At 30.5% G+C, this 17,038-nt stretch carries 15 protein-coding genes; 7 read left to right on the forward strand and 8 right to left on the reverse strand.

Going from position 1 to position 17,038, the window contains the following annotated elements:
* Positions 1-1,265, reverse strand: a 1,265-nt coding sequence (locus SVN78_00990; GenBank protein ID MDY6820182.1) for a hypothetical protein, incomplete at its 3' end; no start/stop codon positions are given.
* Between the two features lie 85 nt (positions 1,266-1,350).
* On the opposite strand from SVN78_00990, the gene SVN78_00995 reads away from it, so the two are divergent.
* Together SVN78_00995 and SVN78_01000 are read left to right on the forward strand one after the other, a co-directional pair.
* Positions 1,351-1,941 carry an outer membrane lipoprotein carrier protein LolA gene (locus SVN78_00995; GenBank protein ID MDY6820183.1) on the forward strand — a complete coding sequence of 197 codons (591 nt, stop codon included), beginning with the start codon at positions 1,351-1,353 and terminating at the stop codon, positions 1,939-1,941.
* Between the two features lie 113 nt (positions 1,942-2,054).
* Positions 2,055-3,086, forward strand: coding sequence for a tetratricopeptide repeat protein (locus SVN78_01000; protein ID MDY6820184.1), 1,032 nt, complete (start codon positions 2,055-2,057; stop codon positions 3,084-3,086).
* Positions 3,087-3,221: 135 nt separating this feature from the next.
* On the opposite strand, the gene SVN78_01005 is transcribed toward SVN78_01000, so the two are convergent.
* The 3 genes from SVN78_01005 to selA form a co-directional block, all read right to left on the reverse strand.
* Positions 3,222-4,592 (reverse strand): S8 family serine peptidase, encoded by a 1,371-nt coding sequence (locus SVN78_01005; GenBank protein MDY6820185.1) that lies wholly within the window; start codon positions 4,590-4,592, stop codon positions 3,222-3,224.
* Between the two features lie 94 nt (positions 4,593-4,686).
* Positions 4,687-6,534, reverse strand: coding sequence for a selenocysteine-specific translation elongation factor (selB, locus tag SVN78_01010; protein ID MDY6820186.1), 1,848 nt, complete (start codon positions 6,532-6,534; stop codon positions 4,687-4,689).
* Positions 6,519-7,865, reverse strand: a complete 1,347-nt coding sequence (selA, locus tag SVN78_01015; GenBank protein MDY6820187.1) for an L-seryl-tRNA(Sec) selenium transferase — start codon at positions 7,863-7,865, stop codon at positions 6,519-6,521. Before selA ends, selB begins: the two co-directional genes overlap by 16 nt.
* A 71-nt stretch (positions 7,866-7,936) precedes the next feature.
* Here selA and dprA point away from each other — a divergent pair, with 71 nt between their 5' ends.
* The 5 genes from dprA to xerA are packed head-to-tail and all read left to right on the forward strand — an operon-like array spanning position 7,937 to position 14,012.
* Entirely contained in the window at positions 7,937-9,043 is a 1,107-nt protein-coding gene (gene dprA / locus SVN78_01020) for a DNA-processing protein DprA (GenBank protein MDY6820188.1), read from the forward strand.
* Entirely contained in the window at positions 9,040-9,450 is a 411-nt protein-coding gene (locus tag SVN78_01025; protein MDY6820189.1) for a DUF494 family protein, read from the forward strand. The genes dprA and SVN78_01025 overlap by 4 nt, the downstream gene beginning before the upstream one ends.
* Positions 9,450-11,786, forward strand: a complete 2,337-nt coding sequence (gene topA, locus SVN78_01030; protein ID MDY6820190.1) for a type I DNA topoisomerase — start codon at positions 9,450-9,452, stop codon at positions 11,784-11,786. The genes SVN78_01025 and topA overlap by 1 nt, the downstream gene beginning before the upstream one ends.
* The gene (trmFO, locus tag SVN78_01035) at positions 11,783-13,117 is read left to right on the forward strand and encodes a methylenetetrahydrofolate--tRNA-(uracil(54)-C(5))-methyltransferase (FADH(2)-oxidizing) TrmFO (GenBank protein MDY6820191.1); all 1,335 of its coding nucleotides are present in this window, start codon (positions 11,783-11,785) and stop codon (positions 13,115-13,117) included. The genes topA and trmFO overlap by 4 nt, the downstream gene beginning before the upstream one ends.
* Positions 13,104-14,012, forward strand: a complete 909-nt coding sequence (gene xerA / locus SVN78_01040) for a site-specific tyrosine recombinase/integron integrase (protein MDY6820192.1) — start codon at positions 13,104-13,106, stop codon at positions 14,010-14,012. The genes trmFO and xerA overlap by 14 nt, the downstream gene beginning before the upstream one ends.
* A gap of 9 nt (positions 14,013-14,021) precedes the next feature.
* On the opposite strand, the gene SVN78_01045 is transcribed toward xerA, so the two are convergent.
* From SVN78_01045 to hisF, 4 genes are read right to left on the reverse strand one after another with little or no spacing between them, the layout of a single operon-like run.
* Entirely contained in the window at positions 14,022-14,465 is a 444-nt protein-coding gene (locus SVN78_01045) for a CBS domain-containing protein (GenBank protein ID MDY6820193.1), read from the reverse strand.
* 45 nt (positions 14,466-14,510) lie between these two features.
* A complete protein-coding gene (locus SVN78_01050; GenBank protein MDY6820194.1) occupies positions 14,511-15,950 on the reverse strand; it encodes an aminotransferase class I/II-fold pyridoxal phosphate-dependent enzyme in 1,440 nt (479 codons plus the stop codon).
* Between the two features lie 11 nt (positions 15,951-15,961).
* Positions 15,962-16,255 carry a phosphoribosyl-ATP diphosphatase gene (gene hisE, locus SVN78_01055; GenBank protein MDY6820195.1) on the reverse strand — a complete coding sequence of 98 codons (294 nt, stop codon included), beginning with the start codon at positions 16,253-16,255 and terminating at the stop codon, positions 15,962-15,964.
* Positions 16,242-17,012, reverse strand: a complete 771-nt coding sequence (gene hisF, locus SVN78_01060; protein ID MDY6820196.1) for an imidazole glycerol phosphate synthase subunit HisF — start codon at positions 17,010-17,012, stop codon at positions 16,242-16,244. The genes hisE and hisF overlap by 14 nt, the downstream gene beginning before the upstream one ends.
* Positions 17,013-17,038: the final 26 nt, after the last annotated feature.

Here is a 17,038-nt window from a genome sequence, read left to right on the forward strand (position 1 = left end):
CCAAAAGATTTATCATAGCCCTTATTTATCGCATCTGTTGTATTTACAATTTGAACAGCTTTTGATCCATAATTATCTCGCAGATAAGCTTCGTTAGGCAAAATTATACCACTAATACAGCACGTTTGTGCATCCCCTGTCTCTACAATAACGTCAATTGATTTTGCAACTGGTACATTCTCCCACTGTTTCTTATATGCTTCATCCCAAGGCGCATTATTCTCGTAATATTGAACATTCTCAGCTATTATTTTCTGCCTCTCTGTTTCTTCCTTATCTATATAATTAACAATTCCCTCATATGATCCCTTTCTATTTAGTGGATCTTGATAAACCTCCACAAAACCTAACATAAAATCAACAACAGGATTATCAGCTAGCCATTCTCTATTAAATAAATGCCAATAATAAACATCCCCTGTCCTCAAGTAATTAATTAAATGATTTAAATAGCCTTTTTGGTTATCTGTCCCATATTTCAATGCCTTATTTAAATAATAGATAATTTTATTAATTTTATTAGGATAAAGCTCATGGGGATATTGCTCTCTTAAGATCTTTCTTGATCTAAAAAGACCTGCATACCCCTTTACAAGCTTTGTATTTAAACCAATCTCACCTAATATGTTTCCATTACTATCCCTATGAACAGGTTTGTTATAATTATTGTAATAATCTATAACTTCATTTGTTGTAATATCCCCTATATAAAAATTTACAGCACTCTCCTCAATACTATTATTTACAACCAAATAGGGCTCAAAATCTTTATTAAATATAATATTCTCATAATCTTTTAAAGCTTTTACATCAATAGATGCCCCATTTTTCACTGCAATACCAGCTGCAGTCTGGAGTTCACCTTGTGTAAACCTTGGAACTATTTTTGAAAAATCTGTGCCCAAATCATAGTTGCAACCAAAATTCCATATAAGATATAGATAATGTTTTATATTCTTAACAATATTTTGATCGATCCCTTCACTATGCAAAAGTATCTCACTTAGTATATCTCTAATGTCTATGGCGTATTCATGCATTTGATCAAAAAATATATCCCTACCAGCAATAGAGGCTTTTGTCATATAATATGCAAATAGTTTCTCCCTTTCTGTTAGGTATTTAAAACCATCTATATAAGATCTGTAAACAACGAGGTCATCAACAATCTCATCAACATATTCTTTTGTTTCATCACTATTAGCTTTGTTTGTTGATATGAAACAAATAAAAACTAAAAATATTAAAAGATAAAACTTTTTCATAATCACTTGCCTCATATTAATATTTGATTTATATTTAAATTCTAATATAAATAAAACTTAATGGCAAGTATTATGGAATGATGATATGAAAAAATTAATATGCTTTTTCTTAATTTTAATAACTTCGGGCTTATATGCACAAGAAAAAAAACTAATAAACACATTAATTCAAATAAATACTCTAAAAGCTGATTTTAAACAAAAAACCTTTCTTAAAAACGTTGGAGAGGATACATATTTTGGCAAACTTTATCTAATTAAAGGGGAAAAAATTTTGTGGGATTATAGTAAGCCCTATGCGCAATTTTATCTATTTACAAAAGATAGCTTAACAATTTATGATTCTATGAACAATCAGCTTATTAAACAAAGTAGCAATACCCTAGGAACTGAAAAATTAATATTTAAGCTCTTAATGGAGCCAGAGAGCATTAATGATATCTTTTTTATTGTAGTAATGGATGAAAACAGATATAAATTATATCCCAAGGAGAATATTGGTCTTCAATATATAGAATTAACACTGAATGGAAATATTGTAAAAAAAATAAAAAGCATTGATGAACAGGGAAATAATACTGAAATAACCTTTGATAATATTGAAATTAATAAACCTATAAGCGAGGCTACATTCGAAAAAGAATTACCTAAAGATGTTGAAACTTTCTCTTACTAATTATAATTAATTATTATATTAAAAATATGTAAAATATTTACCTTTATTACACCTTTCATTGATTTAATAACTTTTTTATTTTAATATAATTTATTATATATCGAGGGTTAATTATGTCTAAAAAATTTATTATTTTAAAGTATTCATCTTTAATAATAATATTTATGTTGCTTAATTTTCACAGCCTCTTTGCCCTTGATGAAGAAGCAGAATATCTAATACGTCTAGAAGAAAGGCAAAAATATTGTAGTGAAGATTACAGTATAAACATGGAGACAGACTTAATATATCCTGCACAATATATTAATCCTAGCGTGCTAGATGATATCTCAATGCTTTACTGCATGGCAATATTTTATGAAAATGAGGGCAGGCTAAATAATCTAATGCAAAATTATAGAGAGATCTTAAGTTTAGATCCCAATTTTATTGATATATTAATAGCTGTTGGCGATCTATACCAAAATAGTTATTTTAATGATAAGGATATGGCTATCGTTTATTATGAAAGGGCTTTAGATGTTTTAGATAACAATTTTCTAATTAATGATATAAGCTATCTAGAGCCCTACATTAATGTATATGAGAAAATAATATCAGTAAATAAAGAGCTAGGTGTTGATAATGATGTCATTGTTAACCAATACGATGAATTAGTAAATAAACTAGATAATATGTTAAAAAATCCACAATATGAAAATGCTGCGCAGTTAATAAATGATTATGAACTCGAATTAATGCTTGATAAGGCAGAACTAGTAGGTAGAAATGAGGCAATTGAGATATATGAAGAAATACTTCTAGATATTGATCCTAAAAATAAAGAAGCAATAGAAGAGCTAGCAAACATTTACTATGATCTTGGAATGCTCAATGAAGCAAAAAACCTGTTAGAATATGCTGGAAATAATATTGACGGTTTTAAGACAGGTGATTTTTATTTGCTTCTGGGTGAAATTTATTTCAATTTGGGGGATTATGAGTATGCCCTTGAACTACTAAACCAAGCTATATATATGGGTAATAGTAGTGCAGATGCATATTACTATAGAGGTAGAGCATATTATGAATTAGGGGCATGTGAAAAGGCTAGAGAAGATTTTGAAAGAGCTAATTCTGACTGGGCTGATGTTAAATGTAACTAATAAACAACTATAATTTTATACTAAACTGTTAATTGTACTTGCATACAATTAACATGACATAATAAACACCATAAATTTTTTAAATTATTTAAAAATATATAAGTAGTATGTTTAATAAGAGATATACTTTATGGTTTATCTGCCGCAGATTTTTTTGCGCAATTCAACATTCAAATGGTAGTTCTGTTCACCTGTCTCAACATCTTTTGTAATTAGCCCTATAAGATTACCCAACTCATTTCTGCCTTCCCCAGATAGGCGGGTAATGCCATCATGGGTAACCCTGTTATATGCTTTTGTCAATCCATAGAGATTTTCCTTATCCATATAGCTATCGAGTATAAGCTGCTTTAATTGCAAATTATTACACTCTGGATACAAAAGACTTGCTACAGTATAGACAGCAGAAGTTATTGCGGTAGCTGATGAAGAAGAATTTATGTCATCATCTATTGTTAAATAAAATCCTTTAGTTGTTTTATAGTTATATTCAAATAACTCTTCTTCTTTTTCTGCAACTGTAAATATATCAACGGTATTCCTTCCATAATTTGATGACCATGCTCTAATTGCATTATAATTAGCTGCTGCACCAACAACTATACCATTGGGTTGATTAAATGCTGCTGGATAAGAAGAATATATATCAATATCGTGAGCCTCATTACCAGCTGCCACTATATAGTTAATACCTGAACTGTTAAGCTGTTCTAACTTTTCCTCAAAAGCACCCTTTCCAAAGGTAACATCATACCCAAAATAATTTTCTGATGGGAAAGCTGTGCCAAAACTCATATTAACTGCTACAGTATTAATTAGACCCTTTGACTTCATATCAACAATATAATCAAGACCGTCCCTTATTGCTATATTATTTGCTGTTACATTAGGGTTTTCTTTGTGACCAACTGTTATGGTAAGTATTTTTACCTCTTTCGGCAATATACCGTGATAACCTATATTATTATCTTGTTCAGCACCTGCCAAAAGTGCCATATAGTGACCATGATAATTTGGATTACTCATGAATATGCCTTGGGGAGGATATACTGTCCCATATAAGCTTGAGCCTAATTCTTCTATAGTTTCAGATCTACCACCTGATACTCTATAAACATTTTGATTTATAAAATTCATTACCATATAATCATCAACCCATCCATTGCCATCATCATCTACACCATTATAGGGCACTTCATCTGAATTTTTCCATAATCTATTACTTATATCTTCATCAAAGGGATCATAATCGCTATCGATAATAGCCAATACAGGGAGATTCCCTTTTATTGTTTTATATTTATCTAATATCTCCTTCTTATGCTCTTTAAAATAATTGTAATATGGTAAATAACCAAGATCCTCCATATTATTATATTCATTGTGTAGGTAGGTTTGATATTTAAAATAGGGGTCATTTGGAATATAATGGATCTGACCCAATACTAACAAGGGCCGTAATAAACAAAAAAGAAAAAATATGATAAATATATATTTAATTTTCATATCTTAAACTATATATCTGATTTTAAAAATTATTACACCATTACTCTCTTATGTCAAGTTAGATTATAGGATTGAATAAGCTTGAACAAATATTTTACAATTTTTTAAGATATCTTTTATTATCTCTATTTATATACATTGGATTTTTGTCAAGTTGTTCTAACAAGCCTATTAAAAATTTTCTTGATAATGTGAAATTATTCTTCAATATTTTGACATCAACATAACCATATTTCTTTGCAAGCTTCTCCATCTTATCTAAATATTTTTTTAAAATATCTTTAGCAATATAATTCCTATCATCAAGCTTAACAATCAATTGCCTATTTAATAGATATTTCAAATACTTCTCTACCATCTCCTCATCTATATTGAGCTTTTTGCTAATAAGAGCACTATTGCTAAAATTTATGTCTCTCTGCAGAAGCCTTAATACTTCATAGGCCTTTTTTTCGAACAAACTTTCGCTATTCTTTGTTATTGTATCACCCTTTAAAAAATAACCTAAGGACCTCATCTTCTCTATTAAATCTTTCTCAAAACTTTTCTGGTGCTTCTCAGGCAATTCAATATAGGCTTTTCTAACATCAGAAAGTTTTGAACTTTCTCTAGCTTTAAGATTTTTTATAATATCTTCCTTTAATTTATTTAACCTAGATTGATTAATAATATAATTATCAACAATCTCTAGCCCATTTGATTTTGCAATATTTTCTAAATATCTATCTCCTAATGGCAAAAACTGCATTGGAAGAGGGGGTTTTATTGATAGACGCCCTTCTACTAATAACCTTAAAAACTCATCGTAGCGCTCTTTATCAATAAGATTTAAAAGCTTTATAAGCTTTTCTTTTTCATCAATATACTTCCTTGTTGAGAGAATAATACCCCCACCAATTGAAACTTGTGGTGAACCACCCCTTATTATCAAAGGTTCCATAACAAAAGGGGCATAATTTCCATCGAGATATATCTTTGCAAAGGCTTCATCCCCCTTACTTATTTCCCTTTTATCCATAAAAACGAACTTACCCATAAAATGGCTTGTGCCAATAAAAAGTGGATAAAACTTATTATGTTTTATATTTATATCAATAGGTAAATTATTAAATGCCTTTATTTTAGCATAAAATTGATTTGTAAGGGCAAGGGAATTAGGTGTCGCTATTGTATCACCCCTTTTTAATTCTTTAACAGTTATACCATCAATATTCATTGCAACCCTTGCACCTGTCTCAACTGACAAGCAGTTTTTTCCATGGACTTGTAAGTTTTTTATGATTATTTTTTTAAGGCTTGGAAAATGTTCTAATTTGTCATTTTTGTTTACTTTGCCTGATAGCGCACTCCCTGTTACAACAACACCAAAACCCTTAATAGTAAATCTTCTATCAATATGCATTAAGAACCTATCATAAAGCTTTTTTAGTCTATATTTTTTTGCAACTTCAATAAGTATTGATTTTAACAGCTCTATCTGTTTAGGATTATATATTGAGACAGGAATTATATTCATTTCATCAAAATTATATTTTTCAAAAAAACTTTTAATTTCATCTACCGACTGCTTTAAGCTTTCTTCATCTAATAGATCTGCTTTTGTTACTGCAACTATGATGCTTTTTACCCCCAAAAACTCTATAATATTTGCATGCTCCACAGTTTGCGCCTTTATCTTTTCTCTAGCATCAACAGCAAAGAGGCAAATATTAAAGCCCATAGATCCAGCTATCATATTTTTAATTAGCTTTTCATGGCCAGGGACATCAACAAATGATATAGATAGATCATCTGCATCTAGATATGCAAAGCCTAAATCCAGGGTAATTTCTCTTGCGTGTTCCTCTTTTAATCTAGAAGGATTTATACCTGTAAGTTTTTCGACAAGCTTTGTTTTTCCATGGTCAATATGACCGGCTGTGCCCACTATAATATAACGCATAATTTAAGAGCTTCTACTATTAATTGATAGTCTTTTTCATCTAGTGTAACAACATTCAATATTAGACGTTCTTTATTTATCCTTGTTAAAACAGGGCTATCACATTTAAGTAGTCTATGTTTTACTTCTTGAGGTCTTATATTTTTAAATGAAAGAGCTAGCGCAAATACATTTATAGGTTTCCCAGGGCAACTCCCACCACCTATATATGCCTTATCCTCAACTATGTTAGACTCTAAAAGATAGTTTTCTAAGCTTTTATCAATTAAATCCTTTAATCTAGATGAAAGCTCGTAAGATTTTTTAGTTCTATTTTTTATCATATCAATAATAGGTATTTTATGAGATTCCTCAAATATATAATGCTTTAGTGTCTCTTGCAAAATAGCTATGGTTGTTTTATCAACCCTAAGCATCCTTAATAATGGATTTTTCATAAGTAGCCTTATTAAATCTTCTCTTCCAGCAATAATACCAGATTGTACCCCCCCTAACAACTTATCACCTGAAAAACTAACCAGATCAAAATCTTTAATATATCTATCAGAGAGAGAGGGCTCTTCAAATTCATCACATATATCTCTATCTAAAACTCCACTGCCTAAATCAAAATAAGAAAAGAGATTATGTTTAGTCGCAATACTAGGTATCAAACCTGGGGCTACCTCTTCTGTAAAACCTATAATTTTATAATTACTCTTATGCACCTTTAAGAGTATAGCGGTATTTTCATTAATTCCTTGGATATAATCACTTATTTTTGTCTTATTAGTTGTGCCAACTTCTTTTATAATAGCACCAGATCTTGCAATAACATCGGGAATCCTAAAAGAGCCACCAATCTCCACTAGTTCTCCCCTTGATACCAATACCTCCTTATTGAAACTAAGTGTATTAAGTATAAGAAAAACAGCTGCAGCATTATTATTTACAATAAGAGAAGATTCTTTTCCTGTTAATATTCTTAAATACTCTCTTAGATGTTTATATCTATTACCTCTTTCAGCCTCATCTAAATTAAATTCAAGATTAGAATATCCTGATAATATATCTAGATTATTAATTATATCATCCCTTGAAAAAGGAGACCTTCCTAGGTTTGTATGAATTATAACCCCTGTTGCATTGATAACCTTCTGTAAAGTGCCTTTATACAAATTCTTATATTTAATTATTATTTCATCAACTATTTTATTAACTAAAATATTTTTAATCTGATTATTTTTTATCCTATTCCTATAAGCATTTAATACACAATTGATAGAATATTTTAATGGTCTTATTCTATAGGAATTATCAAAATAAGCTAACAATTCATCAACTTTTGGCAATTTTTTAAATAAATTATTTATTACCATAAATTGCAACAGGCAAAGTTTTATGCTTTAATAATAACAAAGATATGACTAAAAATATAGAAAAAATTGCAAGCTACCTATCTTTAACAGCTATAAAAGGCATAAGCAGTAGAAAGATAAAAAAATTTGTTGAGAAATATAAAACAATTGAGTCAGTTTTTAGTACAGAGAAATCACAGCTAAAGGTTTTAGGCTTTAATGATAATGATATAAATAAAATAAATAATATAAATAAATGTGAGGCCTATAAAGAGATAGAAAAAATAGCTAATATGGGAGGCTCTATCATTACCCTAGAAGATAATATATATCCACAACTATTAAAAGAGATATATGATCCGCCCTCTTTATTATACGTTTTAGGTAATGTAGAGAATTTTAAGAAACATTCTATAGCAATTGTTGGCTCAAGAAAGGCAAGTAAAAGCGGAAGGGAGTTTGCATATAATTTGGCATCAAAACTAGCGGAAAATGATTTTATAATAACAAGTGGTTTAGCTTACGGTATTGATATATCAGCGCATCTAGGGGCTATCTCCAAAGGCTCAACTATTGCCGTCTTAGGTAGTGGTTTGAACAATATCTATCCAACACAACATAAAAAATATATAAACAAATTAATAGAAAAAGGATTGATTATAACGGAATTTCCACTGGCTACATCACCCAAACCCTTTAATTTTCCAAAGAGAAACAGGATTATAAGTGGATTGTCAATAGGCATTTGTGTTGTTGAGGCCTCGCCTAAAAGCGGCTCCCTTATTACAGCAAATCTTGGTATTAATCAAAATAGAGAAATATTTGCAGTTCCCAACACCCCCTATAGTTATAATAATGGAACAAACAAGCTGATAAAAGAAGGTGCAAAATTAACAGAAAATTATTTAGATATAATAGAAGAATTTCCATATTTGACCAATATATCAAAAGTTGTTGACAAAAAAGGGAAGGATAATATTATACATTTTAACTCAAAAAAAAGTGAAAGAATTTATAGGCTCATTGAAATGGAACCACGTAGTATAGATGAAATAATAGAATTGCTAGACAGTGAACCCTCAGAGATTATCTCTGAAATAGTTTCAATGGAGTTAGATAACCTTATATACGAGGGTTCAAATAATAAATACTGTATAAAGGAGAATATATGAGCAAGATTGCTATAGCCTTGCATCTCATTATCGACTTTATTGAAAATAATGAAAAAATAAAAGAAAACGATGTAGTAGAGGTACTATCTTCAAGTGGCTTCGAAGACTATGAGATTAGGCAAACATTATCGATTTTTAATTTTAATAATAATACAACGGGTATTAGATATTTTACTACTCATGAAAAAATAAAGTTATCAAATAACGCACGACTTTATCTTCAAAAGTTGCTTTTTTCAGGCCTAATTGATGTCATCACTATGGAGCAAGTCTTAGAGAAAATAGATGAACTAGATGACAATAATATTAATATAAACCAAATTAAACAAATAGTAATGGTAGTCCTTATAGAAGAAAATTCACATATATTTAAAAATAAACAATACAATGACAATATATTACACTAATGAAGAATATTATTATAGTTGAATCACCAACAAAGGCCAAAACTTTAAAAAAATACCTAGACAGTAATTATGAAATAATAGCAAGCATGGGTCATATAAAAGATTTGCCCAAAAAAGATCTAGGCATAGACATAGAAAATGAATTTAAACCAACATATAGGTATCTCCCTGGTAAAAAGAAAATAGTCGATGCCATAAAGAAGGCTTCAATAAATGCTGATAATATCTATTTAGCAAGTGACCCAGACAGGGAAGGCGAGGCTATCGCTTGGCATCTCTATGAAGAGCTTTATAAAAATAAAAACAATGTATACAGAGTGCTTTTTAACGAAATAACAAAGGAAGGTATACTTAAAGGTCTAGAAAACCCAGGTAAGTTAGACCTTAGAAAAATAGATTCACAAAAATCAAGGCGTATACTAGATAGGCTAGTAGGCTACCTTATTTCGCCTTTACTGTGGAAGCCTTTAAAATACGGCTTATCTGCTGGCAGGGTTCAAACATCTGCTCTTAGGCTTATTTGTGAAAGAGAAAAAGAAATCGAAGATTTCAAACCAAAAGAATACTGGAGTATCACTGCTAAATTACTCAAAGACGATTTTTTATTTGATGCAAAACTAGTAAAAGTAAATGGTAAAAAGGCTAATATAAAAAATAAAGCAGAAGCTGAAAAAATAAAAAAGGAATTAAAAAAAGAGCAATTTATAATAGATAGTTTAAAAGAAAAAATAAGTAAAAAGAATCCGCCAAACCCACTTATAACTTCAACGTTACAACAAGAGGCTTATAAACGCTTTGGTTTTAGCGCAAAAAAAACAATGCTTTTCGCTCAAAGACTATATGAGGGTATTGAAATAGGCAGTGAAGGACCAGTTGGTTTAATAACATATATGAGAACAGATTCAACAAGGATTTCACCTGTTGCTATAAAAAAAGCAACAAATTTTATAGAAAACACTTTTGGATCTAATTATGTAGGAACATATAAACAGAAAAAAAATAAAAAATCAAATATACAAGACGCCCATGAAGCTATTAGACCGACATATATCGAGAAAACACCTGATAAATTAAAAAAATATCTAGATAATGACCATCACAAATTATATACCCTTATATGGGAGACATTTATTGCATCACAAATGAAAGAGGCTCAATATAAAACAATAGAAATCAATATAAAGGCTAAAAATTATACTTTTATAACATCTGCTAGAAAATGCATCTTTGATGGTTTTGAAAAATTAACAGGCACAGAAAAAGAGAATAAAACTTTTTTACAGATAGAAAATCTTCAAAAAGGAGTAGCCTTAGTATTAAAAGATATTGAGGCAAAACAACACTTTACACAACCACCTGCAAGATATACATATGCTACGTTAATTAAAGAATTAGAGGACAAAGGAATAGGAAGGCCTTCAACATATGCAAATATTGTAAGTACAATCATAGAAAGAAATTATGTAGAAATTAAAAAGAAATATTTTTATCCTACAGAATTGGGAAGATTAGTTAATCACATCTTGACTATTAATTTTCCTAATATATTTGATATAAATTTTACTGCAAGGATGGAAAATTTTTTAGACGAAATAGAAGAAGGTAAGTACAATTGGAAAGAGATTATAGAAAATTTTTACAAAGGCTTTAACCAAGAGCTTGAAAATGCCAATAAAAACTTTATAAAAAATCTAGTTGTTGACAAAAAATGTCCAAAGTGCGGAGAGTCTTTAACCTTTAAATATGGCAAAAAGGGTCTTTTCATTGCTTGCAGCAATTATCCTAACTGCACCTATACATCAGATTTTAAAAGGGATGAGTCTGGAAATATAGAACTTTATGAAAAAAAAGATGACTTAAGTGGTATTTTTTGTGAAAAGTGTGGAGCGGAATTTGTAATAAAAAAGAGTAGGGGTGGTGAATTTCTTGCTTGTTCAAATTATCCTGAATGTAAGAATATTAAAAATTTTATAAGAAATGAAGAAAACGAAATAATTATTATAAATCAAAACGAACCATTAGATTACAAGTGCCCACAATGTGGTGGAGGTTTAATAGTTAAAAGTGGCAAAAACGGCATGTTTGTTGCATGTTCAAACTATCCAAATTGTAAGTTCACTACTCAAATTGAGGTAAATAATAATAAAATAGTGCCTAAGATCTTAGAAATAGATGACATAACCTGCGATAAATGCGGTTCAAAAATGATAGTAAAGAGAAGTAAAAGAGGCACTTTTTTTGCCTGTTCTAAATACCCAGAGTGTAAGAACACTAAATCTGCAATCATTGTTGACAATACCATAACAACAAAAGAAAACGCAAAAACAACTAAGTGAAAAAAAGTATATCAATAATAGGCGGTGGTCTCGCTGGCTCAGAATGTGCATATCAATTAGCTTTAAGGGGCTTTATGGTGTATTTATATGAGATGAGGCCGTCTAAACAAACAGAAGCCCATAAAACACCCTATTTGGCAGAATTAGTATGTTCAAATTCGCTTAAATCTACTTCCCTTTCAACATCTTCAGGTTTGTTAAAAGAAGAGTTAAAGTTACTTAATTCAATTATAATTAAAACATCTTATGAAACAGCAGTTCCTGCTGGAAATTCATTATCAGTGGATAGGCTTAAATTTTCTAAAAAAATTACAAATATATTAAAATCATTAAAAAATATTAAGATTATTGAAAAGGAAGTAGAATCTATTGACGATATAGAAGGAGATTATATAGTTATTGCAACAGGTCCGTTAACCTCAAATAAACTTGCAGATGATATATCATTAAAATTTGGGGATAATTTGTATTTTTATGATGCAATATCCCCTATAGTTGAAAGCGAAACCATAGATTTTGATAAGTGTTTTTTTGCAAGTAGATATAACAAAGGAAACCCTGATTTCTTGAATTATCCAATTAAAGAAGAAGAATTTGAGATATTCTATAATGAGCTAATAAATGCTAAGACTACAACTTATAAATCATTTGAAAATCCAAGATATTTTGAAGGATGTTTGCCAATAGAGGAGATGGCTAAAAGGGGCAAAGAAACCCTTTTATTCGGTCCTTTTAGACCGGTTGGTCTAAAATATCAAAATAAAACCCCCTTTGCAGTACTACAGCTAAGACGTGAAAATGAAGAAGGAACTGCATATAACTTGGTAGGCTGCCAAACAAAAATGCTTTATAGTGAGCAAAAAAGGGTTTTTAAAATATTTGAGGCTCTAAAAAACGCTACTTTTTTACGCTTTGGCTCCATGCATAGAAACACCTATATCAATAGCCCTCAAATATTGAGTAAAAATTTTATGGTTAAAAATAATAAAAAAATATATTTCGCAGGTCAAATATCAGGTGTAGAAGGGTATGTTGAGTCAATTGCATCTGGTTTGATTGTAGCTCTTGATATAATATTTAGAGAAGCTAGTAAAACACTTGAATTACCAAATCCAACAGCTTTGCACGCATTAAGTAATTATAATATAAATTTTCAAGGCAAAAGCTTTTCTCCATCAAATTTTCACTTTGGATTATTACCCCCTTTAGAGATTAAAGTAAAAAATAAAAAAGAAAGAAAACTACTTTATTCCAAAAGGGCGTTAGAAGAATTAAGTGATTTTATAGAAAAATATAGATTTATGTTAAAATTTACCTATGAACTTAAATGAATTGATCAAAAGATTTCTACTATACTTAGAAAAAGAAAAAAACTACAGTCATCATACTATTAAAAGTTATAGAGAGGATTTAAATATATTTTTGCACTTTATGAACAAAGAAGGTTTTTATGAAATTCAAAACATTGATTTTACAGCTCTTAGAGGCTTTGTTGCAAGTCTTTATGATAAAAATTACTCAAAAAGCACAATAGAAAGGCATATCTCTTCTTTAAAGTCATTTTTTAAATATTTAGTTAAAAATAACTATATAAAAGAAAATCCTGCAAGGCAATTGAGATATCCAAGAAAGGAACAAAAACTTTTCAACGTTTTTAATATTGATGACATATTTCTTCTTCTTTCAAAACCTAATAAAAACAGTGCATCTGGCATAAGAGATGCATTAATCTTAGAATTATTATACGCGGCAGGTCTTAGGGTTAGTGAATTATGCAGTTTAAATTTAAGTGATATTGATTTCCAAGGTAAGCGTTTAAGGGTTTTAGGTAAAGGTAAAAAAGAGAGGATTATCCCACTATCAGATTACCACTTAGATCTCATCAAAGAATATCTAGAAAAAAGAAAAGATATATGCAAAGGAAAAACGATTAAAGAACCATGTCTATTAATTAATAGGTTTGGAGGTAGATTAACTGATAGAAGTGTTAGAAGAATATTAGAACGCTACTTAAAACTATCAGGTTTACCAATTGTTTTTTCACCGCACAGCCTAAGACATACCTTTGCCACACACCTACTTGAAAATGGGGCTGATCTTAGAACTATACAAGAACTACTAGGTCATTCAAGCCTTTCAACTACTGAGAAATATATCCATCTTAACCTTTCAAAATTACTTGAGGTTTATGACAAAGCTCACCCAAAAGCTAAAGACAAGCATTAATTCTACAATCTAACTACCAAAATCCCCTGATATATATTTCTCCAATTCTCTAACAGTAAATTTGCAATCACTAATTACTTGCGCTAAAACATCACCTATAGAAATAATACCCATCAACTTATCACCATCCAAAACCAAAAGATACCTTGTCTTTTTAGTGGTCATTAAAGCCATACAGTTATCTACTCTTTCATCAGGTGTAACATATAAGATATCAGTACTCATAAGTTTATCTACAGTTGTCTCTTTTGAGGAACGTCCTCTTAAAATAACCTTTCTCGCATAATCTCTTTCAGTAAAAAGCCCAACTACTCTACCTTCCTCAAGCACTGCTACACAACCAATATCCTTATCAGCCATTAACTCAAGTGCATAAAAAGCAGTGTCATTAACATCTACAGAATAAATCTTGCTACCTTTTTTGTTAATAATATCTAAAACTGTTGCAGTCATAAAAGCACCTCATCTATTATTATTTATATTATAAATGTTTTTTTATTATTGCAATAATTTATTAGAGCATTCCTCAATATGATGCCAAGCTTCTAATATATGTTCTCTCTCAGTATAACTTTGACCTACACAAAACCTTAAGAAAAAAAGATCTCCCATAGTAGAATGGCTTAAAAAAATTTTACCCTTCAAATTTAGTTCTTTTAACAATTTTTTATTAAAATCATTCCCCTTCTTATGTCTAAAACAAACAAGATTTAACGATCTCTTTGAAACAATTTCAAAATCATTTGAACTATTAACGATATCCTCAAATAATGCTGCTAAACTTATATGTTTTCTAATATGATATTCAAGGCCTTTTTTGCCATAATGCCTTATAACAAACCACAACTTTAAAGCCCTAAATCTTCTGCCTAAAGGTATCTGCCAATCCCTATAATCGATAACCTCATTTAAAGATTTATTTGATATATTCTTTAAATATTCAGGTAATATTGTAAGGGCGCTAATTAATTTTTTCCTATCATCAACAAAAAAGCAATCACAATCAAAGTTTGTAAACATCCATTTATGAGGATTAAAACAAAAACTATTTGCCAAAGATACCCCATTTAGTAAATATTTATATTCATCACATAGAAGAGCAGTACCAGCCATTGCAGCATCTATATGAAGCCACAATCCATATCTATTGCACACTTTACCTATTTCTAACACAGGATCAATTGCCATCGTCGATGTTGTTCCAATTGTAGCACAGCAAAAAAACGGCGTTTTTCCACCCTCCCTATCATTTTTTATTTTTTCCTCTAAAGCACTTACATCCATTTTAAACTCAGCATCACTTTTAACATAGCAAATATTCTCTTCGCCAATTCCAGCAATCTTTAACCCTTTAATAACTGAAGAATGGGTTTGATCACTAACATAGGCGGTCAATCTCTTGTTAAAGCCATATTTGTTAATATCGCTATTAGTTATGCTTTCTCTTGCTGCTATTATAGCACACAATGCAGCTGAAGAGGCTGAGTCTTGTATTACCCCACCTCCCTTATCATTAAAGGTAAACTTCTCTGGTAAACCCAAAAGTTGTACTACCCAATCCATCACCCTAATCTCTAGCTCCGTACAAGCGGGGGATGTTAGCCATAACATTCCCTGAACTCCAAATCCAGCTGAAAACAATTCTCCTAATATAGATGGAAAAGACGTATTAGATGGAAAATAGGCGAAAAAATTAGGTGATTGCCAATGGGTTAATCCAGGAATAATTATATCTTTTACATCACTAATTATGCTGTCAAAATCCTCCCCTTCTAAAGGTGGTCTTTTTGGCAATTTTTCTAAAATATCCCCAAATTCAATATTTGGTAAGATAGGTAGTTCTTCAACCTTTTTATAATATTCTACAATCTCATCTATAACCTTATATCCATACTTTCTAAACTCCTCTGGGCTCATGTGATAATTTTGCTCTTTCATGTTTCACCCATCTATTCTCTTCTATGCCTCATTCTCAATTCATCTAAAACATCCTCAAAGGCCACACCTCTAAATTCAAGAGCAACGAGTATATGATATAAAAAATCTGAGGCCTCTGAAACAACTCTATTATCAGATTCCTTAAGATAGGCCCTTAAAAATTCGACATACTCCTCACCTAATTTTTTAACTATCTTGTTTTCACCTTCACTAAATAGTCTATATGTATAAGATTTCTCCGTTGGGTTTTTCTTTCTATCCCGTATGATATTAACTAAATCCTCAATTATTTTAAGGTCCATCATCTAGCCTCACATTTACACCTATTTTATATAAATATTTTTTTACATCCCTTACCGTATATTCCTTAAAATGAAATATAGAGGCTGCCAGTGCAGCATCAGCCTTACCTTCTGTTATCCCCTCATAGATATGCCTTAAAGAGCCAACACCTCCAGAGGCTATAACAGGTATATTTACACTCTCTGATATTGTTCTTATAAGCTCTAAATCATAGCCGTCTTTAGTTCCATCTCTATCCATACTTGTAACTAATAACTCACCAGCTCCATTTTTTTCTAAATCTTGTGCCCACTTAATGGCATCAATACCTGTAGGATTTCTCCCACCATGAGTAAAAACTTCCCATTTCTCACTACTAGTCTTCTTGGCATCAATTGCAACAACTATACAAGAAGTACCAAACTTAGTTGCCGCCTCATTTACAAAGGATATGTTTTTAACAGCAGCAGTATTGATAGAGACCTTATCTGCACCTGCAAGTAATAGCTTTCTTATATCCTCAAGTGATCTTACCCCTCCGCCAACAACTATAGGGATAAAAACTTTTTTCACAGTAGAAGTAAGTACATCTAAGATTGTATCCCTATTTTCATAGGTAGCTGTTATATCAAGAAAAGCAATCTCATCTGCACCTTGCTTGTAGTAAAGATAAGCTGCTTCTGCAGGATCACCCGCATCTACTAAGGATTTAAACCTTACACCCTTTACTACACGCCCTTTATCAATATCTAAGCATGGTATTATTCTTTTAGTTAGCATCTTATTGCCAATTATTATATATTTTG

It is taken from the genome of Deferribacterota bacterium (assembly GCA_034189185.1).
Taxonomy (GTDB): Bacteria; Chrysiogenota; Deferribacteres; order Deferribacterales; family UBA228; genus UBA228.

Bases quoted from the DNA above. Each gene is read 5' to 3' on its own strand.
- SVN78_00995 (MDY6820183.1), top strand. From the start codon at position 1,351: ATGAAAAAATTAATATGCTTTTTCTTAATTTTAATAACTTCGGGCTTA.
- SVN78_01000 (MDY6820184.1), top strand. From the start codon at position 2,055: ATGTCTAAAAAATTTATTATTTTAAAGTATTCATCTTTAATAATAATA.
- SVN78_01005 (MDY6820185.1), bottom strand. From the start codon at position 4,592: ATGAAAATTAAATATATATTTATCATATTTTTTCTTTTTTGTTTATTA.
- selB (MDY6820186.1), bottom strand. From the start codon at position 6,534: ATGCGTTATATTATAGTGGGCACAGCCGGTCATATTGACCATGGAAAA.
- dprA (MDY6820188.1), top strand. From the start codon at position 7,937: ATGACTAAAAATATAGAAAAAATTGCAAGCTACCTATCTTTAACAGCT.
- SVN78_01025 (MDY6820189.1), top strand. From the start codon at position 9,040: ATGAGCAAGATTGCTATAGCCTTGCATCTCATTATCGACTTTATTGAA.
- topA (MDY6820190.1), top strand. From the start codon at position 9,450: ATGAAGAATATTATTATAGTTGAATCACCAACAAAGGCCAAAACTTTA.
- xerA (MDY6820192.1), top strand. From the start codon at position 13,104: ATGAACTTAAATGAATTGATCAAAAGATTTCTACTATACTTAGAAAAA.
- SVN78_01045 (MDY6820193.1), bottom strand. From the start codon at position 14,465: ATGACTGCAACAGTTTTAGATATTATTAACAAAAAAGGTAGCAAGATT.
- SVN78_01050 (MDY6820194.1), bottom strand. From the start codon at position 15,950: ATGAAAGAGCAAAATTATCACATGAGCCCAGAGGAGTTTAGAAAGTAT.
- hisE (MDY6820195.1), bottom strand. From the start codon at position 16,255: ATGATGGACCTTAAAATAATTGAGGATTTAGTTAATATCATACGGGAT.
- hisF (MDY6820196.1), bottom strand. From the start codon at position 17,012: ATGCTAACTAAAAGAATAATACCATGCTTAGATATTGATAAAGGGCGT.